The 14,929-nt window shown below is 47.7% G+C and carries 8 protein-coding genes; 6 read left to right on the forward strand and 2 right to left on the reverse strand.

From position 1 onward, the window contains the following. The first annotated feature begins 11 nt into the window (after positions 1-11). The 5 genes from HB364_RS23205 (at position 12) to HB364_RS23225 (ending at position 12,631) form a co-directional block, all read left to right on the forward strand. Entirely contained in the window at positions 12-2,393 is a 2,382-nt protein-coding gene (locus HB364_RS23205) for an ABC transporter permease (protein ID WP_167290722.1), read from the forward strand. 214 nt (positions 2,394-2,607) lie between these two features. Then, positions 2,608-5,022, forward strand: coding sequence for an ABC transporter permease (locus HB364_RS23210; RefSeq protein WP_167290723.1), 2,415 nt, complete (start codon positions 2,608-2,610; stop codon positions 5,020-5,022). 113 nt (positions 5,023-5,135) lie between these two features. After that, positions 5,136-7,577, forward strand: a complete 2,442-nt coding sequence (locus tag HB364_RS23215; protein ID WP_167290724.1) for an ABC transporter permease — start codon at positions 5,136-5,138, stop codon at positions 7,575-7,577. A 121-nt stretch (positions 7,578-7,698) separates the two neighbouring features. Then, positions 7,699-10,110, forward strand: a complete 2,412-nt coding sequence (locus HB364_RS23220) for an ABC transporter permease (protein WP_167290725.1) — start codon at positions 7,699-7,701, stop codon at positions 10,108-10,110. 121 nt (positions 10,111-10,231) lie between these two features. After that, positions 10,232-12,631: an ABC transporter permease gene (locus HB364_RS23225; protein ID WP_167290726.1), complete on the forward strand. Its 2,400-nt coding sequence runs from the start codon at positions 10,232-10,234 to the stop codon at positions 12,629-12,631. A 19-nt stretch (positions 12,632-12,650) separates the two neighbouring features. Here HB364_RS23225 and HB364_RS23230 read toward each other — a convergent pair whose 3' ends face one another. Beyond that, on the reverse strand, positions 12,651-12,872 hold the full coding sequence (locus tag HB364_RS23230; protein ID WP_167290727.1) for a hypothetical protein: 222 nt from the start codon (positions 12,870-12,872) through the stop codon (positions 12,651-12,653). Positions 12,873-12,990: 118 nt separating this feature from the next. Between HB364_RS23230 and HB364_RS23235 the strand changes: the two genes are divergently transcribed. Further along, a complete protein-coding gene (locus HB364_RS23235) occupies positions 12,991-13,203 on the forward strand; it encodes a tRNA (adenosine(37)-N6)-threonylcarbamoyltransferase complex ATPase subunit type 1 TsaE (RefSeq protein WP_167290728.1) in 213 nt (70 codons plus the stop codon). 160 nt (positions 13,204-13,363) lie between these two features. Here HB364_RS23235 and HB364_RS23240 read toward each other — a convergent pair whose 3' ends face one another. Continuing rightward, the gene (locus HB364_RS23240; RefSeq protein ID WP_167290729.1) at positions 13,364-14,929 is read right to left on the reverse strand and encodes a hypothetical protein; all 1,566 of its coding nucleotides are present in this window, start codon (positions 14,927-14,929) and stop codon (positions 13,364-13,366) included.

Genomic DNA, 14,929 nt, shown 5'->3' on the forward strand with positions numbered 1-14,929 from the left:
AAACACTGATCGTGATAAAGAACTACTTCCAAACCGCCTGGCGCAACCTGTTTCGCCAAAAGACCTACAGCCTGTTCAATCTATTCGGACTCGCCATCGGCCTTTCCTGCGGCCTATTGCTTACCCTGCACATTAAGGAAGAGCTGAGCTATGAAAAAAGTTTTCCCAAACACAACCGCATTTACCGCGTTGTCAATACCGAATGGGCCAAGTCCTCTCCGCCTCTCGCCGGTGAAATGATGAAGTACTTCCCGGAGGCAGCCGGCATCACCCGCTTTTCCGACAGGGGTACGCGCGTAGTGAGTACGGAGGCCGACAAGCAGGGTAACAGCAAGGGTTACTTTGCGGATTCTTCTGTCATGGAAGTATTCGACCTGAAGGCACTGGCCGGGAAACCCGCAGCCGCTTTGCGTGAACCTGGTGCCATCGTGATCACCCGCAGCATGGCCAAACAATATTTTGGCAACCAGGACCCGATGAACCAAAAGATCACCTTCGACGACCAGGAAGAAATGTGGGTAAAAGGCGTGATTGAAGACCTCCCGGAAAACACGCACCTCCGGTTTGATTACCTCGCATCCATGCCTACCCTTTACAAAACACAATCACCCGATTGGATGAATGCCCGCGGCTGGATGTTTGGCTGGACCTATGTGGCCTTTAAGCAGGAACAGGACCTCACGAAGGCCAACGCTAAACTGAAAGACTTCTATAAAAAGTATTATGAAGGGTTTGGCACTCCGGAAGTGATCCGCCAGGAAGCAGACAAATGGCATTTCCAGCCGCTGACCGATATACACCTGCACTCGAACCTGATCCAGGAAATGGGCGCCAACAGCAGCATTATCTACGTGTATATTTTTATAGGGGTGGAAATATTGATATTGCTGATCGCCTGTGTGAATTTTATTAACCTCTTCACCACGCAAGCCCTGAAAAGGATGAAAGAGGTGGGTATCCGCAAGGTATTGGGAGCCGGCAAAGCCCAACTGGTGCTGCAATTTATGGGCGAGGCTTTTATCCTCACCTGCCTGGCCGCCCTGATCGCTTTGTGCCTGTACCAGGCTGCCCTTCCTTTCTACAACAATATTACCGGCAAAGACGTGTCGGCCTGGGAATTGTTCAGGCCTGTTAACCTGCTCATCATTGCCGGCATGGTCCTTTCTGTAGGGACATTATCGGGCCTGTTCCCTGCCCTCTTCATCACCCGCTTTGGCGCGGTGAGCTCCTTAAAGGCCAACCAGCTTCCCCGGTCATCCGCCTCCTGGTTGCGCAAAGGCCTGGTCGTATTCCAGTTTGTAGTATCCGGCCTGTTGATCATCTCTACGGTTATCATATACCAGCAAATGAAATTGTTCCATAATAAGGAACTGGGCTTTGACCGCAACAATGTGATCGTGGCCCGCCTGTATGGCAACTTTAAAGAACAGTCGGTAAAGCATCCGGAGGTACTGGAACAGGAGCTATTGAAGAACCCGGATATAGTGGGCATTGCCAAAGCTTCTAATGTTATTGGGGATGGACTGAGCGTGGAAGGCGTTCAGCCGCTCAATCCAGACCCTAAACGAGAATATGCATCGTCGAAAGTAATGCGGGTAGATGATCATTACCTCGATGTGATGAATATACCCCTGAAGGCCGGGCGTAACTTCTCCCGCGCCTTTCATGACTCGGCCACCTTTATCCTGAATGAAAAAGCGGTGGCCATGCTGGGCTTAAAAGACCCGGTAGGCGCTATGGTAGACAATACTGTCATGGGCGTACAAGGCAAAGTAGTGGGCGTGATCAGGGACTTCCATTTCGCTTCGCTGCACCAACAGATAGAGCCATTGGTGCTGGAATACAAACCTGAGTGGACAGGTAACCTGTTCATCAAAATCAAACCCGGCAATCCCGCTTCCGTCATCCGCTTCCTCGAAAGCAAGGTGAAAAAGATAGCGCCCAATACCCTGTTTAGCTATGGCTTCCTGGATGATCGTATCTCCGGGTTGTACAAGAAAGAAAATAACATGAGTGATATCCTGCAATTCTTTGCGGCGCTGGCCATCATCATTTCCTGCCTGGGCCTGTTTGGATTAACGGCCCATGCTGCTGAAGTACGCACCAAGGAAATTGGCATACGCAAGGTAATAGGCGCCAGCATGGCCAACCTGGTCACTTTGCTGTCGAAGGATTTCATGGTCCTCGTATTGGCAGGCAACCTGGTTGCGTGGCCTATCGCCTGGTATGTGGCCAATAAGTGGCTGCAGGAGTTTACTTACAAGATCAATATTTCCTGGGTGGTGTTTGTGGCATCGGCCATGGTTACATTGGCAATAGCTGTCCTTACGATCGGTTACCACTGCATCAGAACAGCCAGCGCCAACCCGGTGAAGAGTTTGAGGAGTGAATAGTGAATACACTCGCTCGCCTCTGGCGAGTGAGGCTATTGGCAAGCCTCTGGCTTGCTACAACAAGCCGGAGGCTTGTAAATACCCGTCACCAGCGGGACGCTGGCGACTGAGAGTACTGAGAGTGCGAGTGGGACGATGCAGGCACTAGCCACTAGCCATTTACCACTAGCCCCTGACTCGTCAGGAAAGAACAACTAACAATAAAACACCAACCGTGCTAAAGAACTACTTCAAAACAGCTTTCCGCAATATCTGGCGGCACAAGGTATTATCAGCCATCAATATCGGCGGATTGAGTATCGGCCTGGCCTGCGTTATGCTCATCCTGTTATTTGTGAATGACGAATACAGCTTTGACAGGAACCACGCCAATGGCAACCGCATTGTAAGACTCGTACATACGTTTACCGATACAGCCGGTAAAGAATTCCGCCAGGGTAACTCTGCTATACCGGCAGGCCCTGCTTTTGCCGCCTCCATACCTGAAATTGAATCTTTCTGCCGCGTCAAAGGCTGGCATATGACCGTTAAGAAAGGAACAGAAGGACTGGAAGAGCAGGTGTTGATGGCAGACAACTCCTTCTTCAATATCTTTTCCTGTAACGTACTAAAAGGCAACCGGGCCAAATTATTACAGGGACAAAACGCTGTAGTACTGACAGCGCCTGCTGCCCAAAAATACTTCGGCAAAGAAGACCCCATCGGCAAGGTGGTGGAAATTGACCTGGATGAGGGTTTCAAGTCCTTCATCGTTACCGGTATCGTGGAAGCAGCCCCGCAGAATGCTTCCATACAGTTCGACATGATGATCCCTTTTGAAAACGAACTCTCTGCCGACCCGGCCGAACGTACAACGCAACTAAATAACTGGGGCACGCTGAACCTGAATACTTTTTTCCTGCTGCATAAGGAAGCCGACCGCACAAAAGCGGAAGCCAAGCTCACTTCCGTTTACCTGCAGCACAATGGCAGTGAATGGGAGAAAACGAAACAGCGCATGGGCAGTAATATCAGCCTCCGGTTCTTCCTGCAACCTTTTTATACGATGCACCTGGATGATCAGTTCTTTGCTTCCAATGGATTACAGCACTGGAGTGATGCCACTTACTCCTATATTCTTTCCGGACTGGCCATTTTACTGCTGATCATTGCCTGCATTAACTTTATCAATATAGCCCTGGCGAGGTCTATCCGGCGTAATAAAGAGATCGGCATCCGCAAAGTATCCGGCGGTTCACGCACGCAGGTGATGATGCAGTTCCTGAGCGAATCATTCATCGTTACGGCATTGTCCTTTTTACCCGCCTTTGTATTGGTACAATTGTTCCTGCCCACTTTCAGCGCACTGGCGTACAAACATTTTGATATCTCCTACCTGTTCCAGCCACGCATACTCCTGTTTTTTGCAGGCCTCTGGGTACTGGTATCCCTGCTCGCAGGCGCCTGGCCGGCCTTCGTGGCATCGGGCTTTAAGCCGGTAGCTACCTTATACGGCCGCTTCCGGTTGTCGAACAAAAATGTATTGGGCAAATCACTGGTCGTAGTGCAGTTTGTGATCGCACTCGGACTGATCATCAGTATGACCGTGTTCAACCGGCAGTTCGCTTATATGACCCGGAATACCGGCCTTGGTTTCAATACGGACAATATCATACGGCTTCAATTTCCCTGGGGTAAGAAAAACGAAGCCAAAGTATTCAGGAATGAACTGGCCAACAATCCCGCTATCGTCATGGTTGGCGCCAAGGCCGGCGACCAGAATAAGACCAAGTTCTCGGTGAACAATAAAGAAACAGACTGGACTTATTATGAAAACATAGATGACCAGTATTTGCAAATACTCGGCATTCCCCTGGTGAAAGGCCGCTATTTAAGTTACAACAATACTATTGACACCATTTCCACCTGCCTCATTAACCAGGCTTTTGCGGATGAGCTGCTGGATAAAAGCAAGGACCCGCTGGGACAGGTAGTAAGCCGCCCCGGCAATAAAATAACCTATACGGTAGCAGGCGTAGTAAAGAACTATCATCTTGCTTCCTTTAAAGAAAAGATACAGCCTGTTGTTTACCTGCTCGATAAAAGAGGCAGCACCTTTAATACCTTTATCAAATACGCACCGGGCCAGGCAAAAACAGCTACCGCCGCTATTGAAAAAACATTCAGGTCCATCCTGCCCTATGCCACCTTCGATTACCAGTTTCTGGATGACTGGAACAAGCGGCGTTATGTAGCGGAGGAGCATTGGAAGCAGATTATTACCTATGCCGCCATTATTGCTATCCTCGTATCCTGTCTCGGCCTGTTTGCACTTACTACCCTGGCGGTAGAACAGCGGATAAAGGAGATCGGTATCCGCAAGGTATTGGGCGCTTCGGTGGTCAATATTACCGGGATGCTGTCGAAAGACTTCCTGAAGCTGGTATTGATCGCCTTTGTGATTGCCGCCCCTGTTGCCGGATGGTTCATGTACAACTGGCTGCAGGATTTTGCCTATCGTATTCCGCTCAGCGCCTGGATCTTTATTGGCACCGGGCTCATCACCGGGTTAATAGCCCTGGTTACGATCAGCTTCCATACCATCCGGGCAGCTATTGCTAATCCGGTGAAGAGTTTGAGAAGTGAGTAGCAGAAGAAGGTGAGTGGCAAATAGCGAGTGGGACGATGCAGGCACTAGCCACTAGCCATTTACCACTAGCCTCTGGCTCGTCAGGCAAAATCACTAACAATAAAACACCAATCGTGATAATAAACTACATCAAGATCGCCTTCCGTAACCTGCGCAAACGCAGGGGACATACTTTCTTAAACATCGCAGGCCTTACCATTGGCATGACCTGCTGCCTGCTCATCTTTCATTACGTATCGTATGAAAGAAGTTATGACGACTTTCATAAAGATGCCAATGACATCGTTCGCTTGCGAATAGACAGCTATAGAGGGGGTGAGCTAAGGTGGAAATCGGCTACCGTATACCCCGCTATTGCTCCCACTATGAAGAAGGACTTCCCGGAAGTGCAGGATTTCTGCCGGCTCATTGATGCTGACCTGCTTATTACGAATGAAATTACCCAGGCAAAATTCAGTGAGAAGAAAGGCTACTTTGCCGACCAGTCTACATTGAAAATGTTCAACATACCCCTGGTGCAGGGAAGCCCTGCTACAGCGCTTACCGGTCCTGATAAAATGATCATCTCTACAAGTATGGCCACCAAATACTTTGGGCGCCAGGACGCCCTGGGTAAACAATTAAAAGTACTTTATGATGGCTTTACGCAAAACTATGAGATCAGTGGGGTGTTCAAAGACTACCCGGTCAATTCACACCTTGACATTAAATATTTAGTCTCTTATGATGCTTTTAAGAAGACGCTTTTGATGTCTGGTGATAGCAGTGATCCAGCCGAAACCGCCTGGGGATGGTATGACTTTTACGCTTATATCCAATTAAAACCCGGCACTGATATCGATCAATTTGCAGCCAAGGTACCCGCCTTCAGTGACCGGCATATGAACAGCCGGGAAAGCGCCCGTAAGAACAATAACAAAACGGAAATACACCTGATGCCATTGAAGGACATCCACCTGTATTCCAATTTTAACCAGGAGGCTGAAGTGAATGGTAACGGGCAGGCAGTAGGCTTTTTATTCCTGGTGGCCATTTTCATTATTGGCATTGCCTGGATCAACTACATCAATCTCGCCACTGCACGCTCCGTAGAGCGGGCAAGAGAAGTAGGCGTACGCAAAGTATTGGGCGCCCTGCGTACTGACCTGATCAAACAATTCCTGACCGAGAGTCTGCTGCTGAATATTGTGTCCCTGGTACTGTCGATCGGTATATTCTATGCATTGATCATTCCTTTCGACCGGTTTACCGGTCATCCGGATACCCATATATCCTTGTCTCCTCATTACTGGCAGCTCTTTACCATCCTGTTTGTGGCAGGCACTTTTTTATCGGGCCTGTATCCTGCCTTTGTGCTCTCCGGCTTCCAGCCCATTAAGGTGCTCAAAGGCATGTTTAAGAATTCTGTCAGCGGCTTGTTATTGCGCAAAGGACTCATCGTACTACAATTCACCACATCGGTTGTACTCATTGCCGGCACCATCATCGTATACCGGCAGGTGAGCTTTATGCGCGATCAAAAACTGGGCGCCAATATTGATCAAACACTGGTGCTGGAAGGCTCCAAAGCGGCGGCAGACACTGCTTACAAGAATACCTTCCTGTCTTTCAAAACGGCGGTCACCCAACAAAGCGGTGTAAAAAAAATGGCAGCCTCTACCAATGTCATGGGACAGGAGATATACTGGACCAATACCCACAAACGCGTGGATGCAAGCGGAGAATCGGGCAATACCTTATATAGCCTCGGCATCGACGCTGAATTTATCCCCCTGTTTGATATGAAGCTGGTAGCAGGCAGGAACTTTGCCGATGATTTCGGCACGGAAAGAAAAAACATATTGTTGAATGAAACAGCTATAAAAATACTCGGCTTCCCCAATATTGAAGCTGCTATTGGCAAGAAGATCAACAGTGGCCGGGATACCAATACAGTAGTAGGTGTATTGGCCGATTATCACCACCAGGGATTGCAAAAAGCGATTGAACCGATGATCTTCCGGTTCAGGCCCGGCAACAGGAACTTTTATTCTATTAAGGTAGCCACGGGTAACCTGCCGGCCACTATCGCCACCATTAAAAATACCTGGGACAAACATTTCCCCGCTGACCCATTCAATTATACTTTCCTCGATGAAACCTTCAGCCAGCAGTATAAAGCAGACATTCTCTTTGGCAAAGTATTCGGCATCTTCGCCTTCCTGGCCATCCTCATCGCCTGCTTTGGCCTGTTGGGATTATCGGCCTATAACGTGATACAACGTACGAAAGAGATCGGCATCCGTAAGGTATTGGGAGCTTCGGCACAAAGCATCCTGGTGCTGTTGTCCAAAGACTTTATGAAGTTGATCATGGTGGCGCTGGTGCTGGCCATCCCGGTGGGCTGGTACATCATGCACCAATGGCTGCAGGATTTTGCTTACCGCATTTCCATCGGCTGGTGGATCTTTGCCACAGCCGGTATACTAGCCCTGCTGATAGCCTTGCTTACCATTTTGCTCCAGGCGGCAAGAGCAGTAGTGGAGAATCCCGTGAAGAGCTTAAGAAGTGAGTAGTGAAAGAAAGCGAGTGGTGAATGGCAAGTAGCGAGTGGGACGATGCAGGCACTGGCCACTAGCCATTTACCACTAGCCACTGGCTCATCAGGAAAGAATAGCTAACAATAAAACACTAATTGTGATAAATAAGTATTTCAAATCCGCCTGGCGCAAACTATGGAAGCATAAAACAGAAAGTGTTATCCACCTGGCAGGCTTGTCCATTGGTATGACGGCCGCTGTACTGATCATGCTGTGGGTACAAAATGAGTTGAGCTACGACAACTATCACCCGCAGGGTAAGCAGGTATACCGCATCACCAACCACGTACCCATTACCAAAGAAGAAACCTGGGTATGGGAGAATTCACCTTATTCCCTCACTCAAAAGGCCGCCGAAGAGATACCGGAGATAGAAGCGATGGGACTGCTGGCGCCCGCCTCCTATAACACGCCCATTATTAACATGAACGGGCGGCTATTGAAAGAAAAAAAAGCAGCTTATGTTTCCAGGGGCTGGTTCGATGTGTTCAAATATGACTTTATAGAAGGCTCGCCCGCTACTTTTTTCCAGCAGCCCTTTAGCCTGCTGTTGACAGAATCGGGAGCTAAAAAATACTTCGGCAAAAAAGATCCTGTGGGCCAGGTGATGCGTATTGACACCCTCAACTACCAGGTACAGGCCGTGGTGAAAGACGTTCCCACCAACTCCAGCTTTCAGTATGACATGCTCATCCCGCTGGACGCCCTGCAAAGCAACCCCAACAAAAAGAAGCAGGACCTGCAATGGGGCAATTTCAGCTATATTACTTTCATTCGCCTGCGTGCGGGAACATCACTTGCACAGGTAACCAATAAGCTCAATAGCCTGCTGGACAAAAACAGGAAAGACAACAAGATAACCACTTCCCTGTTGCCCCTGCAGCAACTGCATTTTGATAATACCGTGCAGTCTTCATCTTTTACAGCAGGCAACCGCCAATCAGTATACATCTTTGCCATCCTGGCCATCCTCTTGCTGATAGTAGCCTGTATCAACTATGTGAACCTCACCACTGCCCGGGCCAGCCTGCGCTCCAAAGAAGTGAGCATCCGCAAGATCGTAGGCGCAGCAAGAGGTTCCTTATTTGGCCAGTTCATGATAGAATCGGTACTTACCAGCCTGCTGGCCCTGCTGCTCACGATATGTTTTGTACAACTATGCTTACCCTTCTTCAACCGGCTTACCCAACAGCAATTCTCCCTGCCATTTGCCTCCGGCCGTTTTTGGGGGTTGATCACCGGTACACTGGCAACAGTAACTTTGCTCACCGGCATCTACCCTGCCCTGTTATTATCCTCCTTTAAACCCATCAGCCTGTTCAAGGGCAACAATATATTAAAGCTGAAAGATGTCACCCTCCGTAAAATATTGGTGACAACACAGTTTACGGTCTCTGTAATGTTAATAGCGGCCACGCTGATCATCTATGGCCAGCTCAATTATATCCGGGACCAGAACAGCCACTTTAACCGTTCGCAGGTATTCAGTTTTACCGTACCCTATAAAGTAATGGGTCCCTACCTGCGGGATGAAGGCAAAGTGAATAGCTTTCACAACGCCCTGAAGCAGGAATTGCTGACTACCCCTGGTGTGGAACAGGTATCGGTGGCGAATGAATCGGTGATTGATATACAAAGTTCTTCTTCCGGTAATGCAGACTGGGCAGGCCGGCCAACCGATTTTGAACCGGCCCTGGTACGGTTATCAGCCGATGCCAACTTCCCTTCCCTCTTTGGCCTGCAGTTAGTAACAGGACGCTGGTTCCGGCCCAATGATAAGTCCGATGCTATGAACAGTTTCATCCTGAATGAAACCGCTATTAAGCAATTAAAGATCCGTCAGCCCTACATTGGTCAGTTCTTCCGGTTCAACGGGGATTCGGGCCAGATCGTAGGTGTGGTGAAGGACTTTCATTTCCGCAGTCTGCATGAAGCAGTCACTCCCCTCGTATATCATACCGGTGATGACTGGTGCAGCAGTTATTTTATAAAAATAGCCCCTAAAAGTGCGGCCACTGTTCTGGCCAAAACAGAAAAAATATGGAACAGAACAGTTCCCGGCGAGCCCTTTGAATATACCTTCCTCGATGAGTCATTTGACAAATTATACCGCGCGGAAAATAAAATATCTATGCTCATGACGCTCTTTGCCGGCATTGCCATCTTTATTTCCTGCCTCGGCCTGCTGGGGTTGGCGGCCTTTACTACGGAGCGGCGCATGAAGGAGATCGGTATCCGGAAAGTATTAGGGGCCAGCATCCGGAGCATTATAACGTTATTATCAAAAGAGTTTTTCTTGCTGGTGCTCATTGCCATTGTAGTAGCCACACCTGTTGCCTGGTGGACGATGGACCTGTGGTTGCAGGATTTTGCTTACCGCATCCGTATCAGCGCCTGGACATTTTTATCCGCCGGTATGATCGTGGTACTGATCACCCTGATTATTGTTGGCCTGCATGGATTGCGCGCAGCGATTACGAATCCCGTGAAGAGCTTAAGAAGTGAGTAGTGGAAGAAAGCGAGTGGTGAGTGGCAAGTAGCGAGTGGGACGATGCAGGCACTAGCCACTAGCCATTTACCACTAGCCGCTGGCTCATCAGGAAAAAATAGCTAACACTAAAATACTAATTGTGATAAAGAATTACATCCTATTGGCATGGAGGAATCTCATACGGCACAAAACATTCTCCATTATCAATATCCTCGGGCTCTCCGCAGGCATTGCCTTCGTATTCCTGATCGGCGCCTATATCTGGGGTGAGCTGCGCGTAAACAATTCCATTCCCGATAATGACCGCGTGTTTATCCTGCAGAGCAAGTGGCAGAAGGCAGATATGGGCATGAGTCTTACCACGCCTGCCCCACTGGCAAAGGCGCTGCGGGAAAACTTTCCCGACCTCGTAGCTGATTATTATCACCATGATGGCATCAGTTCCATTGTATCCAAAGGCAATAAGTATTTCCGGGAAGGACTGCAACCAGGTGATGCCAGCTTCCTCACCATGACCGGCTTTCCCCTGTTGTATGGCGATGCCCGCACCGCCTTCAACAATCCCAATGCCGTGGTGCTCACGGCAGCCAAAGCACGCAAGTACTTTGGCCGTGCCGATGTGATCGGTGAAACCCTCACCTTCCAATCCTTCGCCGGCACCAAACAGGATTTTATCATTACCGGCGTATTGAAAGACCTGCCTTACAATACGGTCACCAATTTCACCAATACCTCCAATGAGATCTTCCTGCCCACCGAAAGCCTGCGCTTCTTTGGCCGCTATGATGGCTTCCAGGCCTGGCCCAACGTGTACATCGTAAACTATGTAAAATTGCAGGCAGGCGTACAACCTGCCGATCTGCAAAAGCCCATTCAGCAATTGTTGAAGCTGAATGCATCGCCGGAAATAGCCGCTAACCTGCAGGTACAATTGGTGCCGTTGAATGAATATTACCTGCAATTGAACAATGGCCTGGCCCGCAGAATGGTGTATACCTTGTCTTTTGTAGCCTTGTTTATCCTGCTGATGGCAGTGATCAATTTCATCAATATTACCGTAGGCAATTCCACCACAAGATTGAAGGAGATCGGCGTACGCAAAGTAATGGGTGGCAGCAGACAACAGCTCATCGGGCAATTCCTCATAGAATCCATTGTACTGGCCCTGATCAGTGTAATACTGGCCCTGGGCATTTACCAGTGGGCCATCCCCTTCTGCAGCAAAATGCTGGGCAGGCCGCTTCCTTCGCTGACGGCATTGCCGCTTCAGTTTATGCTCATCCCGGTATTGATGGCACTGGTAACCGGTACACTGGCAGGATTGTACCCCGCTTTTATCCTTTCCTTGCAACCTTCGGTAGACTCCCTGAAAGGGAAGCTGAAAACGGTGAAAGAGAAAGTAGCTTTCCGCCGGTCGCTGGTGGCTTTACAATTCACCACCGCCATTGTAGTATTTGTAGGCGCTATTGTGGTTGACAAGCAGCTCTCTTTTTCTTTCAACAGCAGCCTGGGCTACGACAAGGAGCAGGTGATCACAGCAGCCGTGCCGCGCGACTGGACTGTGAAAGGCGTGCAGCACATGGAGATGGTGCGCGATGAAATGGCCACCCTGCCGGCTGTGTCTTCAGCCAGCTTCTCTTATGAGATACCCGACGGTATGAGCGGCAATGACAATATGAAGCTGTACAAAGCAGCAGAAGATTCCAGCCGGGGTATTAATGTCACAGGCTTAAGTACAGATGATCAATATGCCACCACCTATAAATTGCAACTAGCAGCCGGCAAGTTCCTGGAAAGGGATACTACTGCCCTTGTGATCAATGAGAAAGCGGCCCGCGCATTGGGCTGGAACGATCCACATGCCGCCCTGGGACAAAACATGCGGTTCCAAGGCTCCCAACAACGCTATACCATTGCCGGCGTGGTAAAAGATTTCCATTTCACCAGCAAGCATGAAGCGATTGGTCCAATGGCATTCCTGCATGTGAAGAATACCCTGATGTACCGCTACCTCTCCTTCAAAGTTAAACCGGGCAATATGCCCGAAACGCTTGCTGCGCTGGAAAAGAAATGGGCCGCCGTAATGCCGGGAGCGCCATTTGATTATAAGTTCATAGATGATACGCTGGGCTTTATGTACCGTTCAGAGATACAACTGAAGAAGGCGGCGCAAATGGCCACCCTCCTGTCGCTGGTCATTGTATTGCTGGGTGTATTTGGTATTGTGGCGCTGAACATCAGCCGCCGTATGAAGGAAGTGGGCATCCGTAAAGTACTGGGCGCTTCGGGCTGGCAGATCATCACACTTTTCCTGAAGGAGTTTGCCTGGATGATCTTATTGGCCAACCTGATTGCCTGGCCATTGGCCTACCTGGTACTGGAAAACTGGCTCAGCAACTTTGTGTACCGTATCCACATCAACTGGATACCTTTTGCCACCGTAGCGCTGGTGATTGCGGCATTGATCACCGTTATGGTGACCATCCAAACTTTTGTGAGGGCATTGAATAATCCCGTGAGGAATCTGCGGAGTGAGTAAATAGAACCAATTGAATGACTTATATGTCTAATTCAGGAAAATGGATGTGTTTATCCTCGTAATCTTTAACCAGTACAAGCAATAAATCCAGTTCATCAGCTTCAGGTGTACCTTTTGCTGCCTGAAATATTTCCATAGTACGCTTAAGGGCTTTTTTATACTGGGCCTCGGTTTTAATTACTTTCCAGTTCATATTATTTTGTTCGACCTCAAGATTAACATCCATATTATTGAGTAACATAAGTGTTGTTATTCTATACTGTATAGCTACGGACGAATATGTAAATTTATATTAGTCCATAAGTATTAATGAAATATATTTGTGGACGACTATAAAAAAATAAATTTGTCCATAACTTATGGCAGAAACGATCCTGTTTCCTATTCACAACAATATTCAGTTCGCGGGCAAGCAGATAAAAATTGATCGTAGCTCGCTCGCGACCGTACTTACAAACGCACCATCAAAAGTGATCATACTGTCCGGCGACGGCGGTAGCGGTAAGACTGCACTGATAAAAGAGGCCGGCATTACCTATGCGCAGAGCGTTTCGCTCCTAGCTGTCGGCTAAATTATTACAAGAGGATCCCCGCCCTGGCGCGACCTGTCCCGCCCTGCGGAAAGCATCCAGCGCAGACAAGTGCATGAACGTGCTTGTGTCCCTCCTTCCAATCCAACAAATCCTTTAAGAGGTCTCATACGCTTAATCATTCCGAATCATTCAATTAATACTATATTTCTTCATACTCTCCTGTCTCATGGAAAAACTCAAACAACCTGTTTTGCAAAACAAAATCACTATCACGTTCTAAAATAAGATGAATAGAATCGCCGATACCATTCTCAGCTACAACAACCGATTTGTAGGTTTCAGGATGCCTGTCGGCATATTCATGCTGTATATAAAACTTTGAGACAGGCAGTAGCTTATACCCCTTTATACGAAGGCTTTTGTTCAAATAGTTATTCTTAAATAGCTTAGGGAAAATAACCCTTAACTCTATTTCCTTCTCCTTGAACTTGTCGTCCTCCAATACAGCAGCATCAAGCTCCGGGTCTTCCTGATCAAGCCGCACTGCTTTTGCATAATAAAATTTATCATCTTCTGACTCTTTGTAATGTAATCTTGAAGATAGCTTCATATTTATCTGCAGGCTTGCTTTACTAGCATACCTGCTCTGGTCAACTCTAATACGAAGCCATTGTGCCGAACCAAAAGCCATCTGGCCAGGAAGGTTCTTTTCCAAGGCATCTTTAAGATATTGATTGACGATGATATTCCCGTGAATAGAATAAGAATACATATCAAAATCAGTTATCATACTATAGCTGTCCGGTTGTATTCTTACACCATTTTCATCAGGAGAATATTTCTCCTCTAAAACATCTTTTACCCGTATTAGATCATCATAGCCTTTTATAACTTCTGTTACCTTCCCATGTCCACGGTTTTCAAAGTCTTTATAGGAATAATAAAACTGCCTGTTTGAATAATCCAGGTCTTTGGAAAGGGTATCCGTTTCAAGTTGAAGAATATAATACTTGGTGGATGTGGTAATCTTTTGGGGGTTAAGCCGCACCTCATGATAATAGTGCTTCGGCAATCTAAACTGATCAAGTATTGATCTTACATGCTCGCTTACCAATAAAATGGTGTAATAAGAAAAAGAGCTGAATCGGGGTACTTCATAAAGCCGGTCGGGACCTTCCTGTAAAGAACCATTGATCAATACCAGGGCTTCATTTAGCTCAAATATCCCTATTCCTTCCCGGTACAGTTGGAATGGATCATCTCCCTGAACTTTAAACTCGGGTGTCAATCCATATATATCATGCTGAATGGGCTCTAAAAAATAATATTGCTGACCATAATCAAACAGGTCTTTAAAGATCTTTTCTACGCCTTGCTCGTTAATTATCGGAAGGAATATTTTGTTATAAACTTCCTGTTGATTGTGATTAAAACGGAACTTATTTAACACTTCTTCAAAGTCAGACGCCGGTAAATTTTTTATCACCTGGGTGTCATGATTATTGGCAGGCAGGAGTTTCAATCGGTTTATTTTATCTTCTGTCCATAAGATCTTATCATTCCAGGCAAGTTCATGCCAAACAAATCTGTTCTCATACTTAGTAAGAAACTCAATATCCCAATCAATCACTTTATTCTTACTGATAGCTCCCCAGTCGAGCTCATACTCATATTGTGCAATAAAGGCTTTATCCAGTGGGTAAAACTCACACAGGTGAGACAAGAAAATATCCCAATAAGACTGAAGTATTGTTTCTGCTGTCAT

The sequence above is a fragment of the Paraflavitalea devenefica genome, assembly GCF_011759375.1.
Classification (GTDB): Bacteria; Bacteroidota; Bacteroidia; order Chitinophagales; family Chitinophagaceae; genus Paraflavitalea; species Paraflavitalea devenefica.

Coding starts and splice junctions, on each gene's coding strand:
- HB364_RS23230 (WP_167290727.1), bottom strand. CDS start 12,872: ATGTTACTCAATAATATGGATGTTAATCTTGAGGTCGAACAAAATAAT.
- HB364_RS23235 (WP_167290728.1), top strand. CDS start 12,991: ATGGCAGAAACGATCCTGTTTCCTATTCACAACAATATTCAGTTCGCG.
- HB364_RS23240 (WP_167290729.1), bottom strand. CDS start 14,929: ATGACAGCAGAAACAATACTTCAGTCTTATTGGGATATTTTCTTGTCT.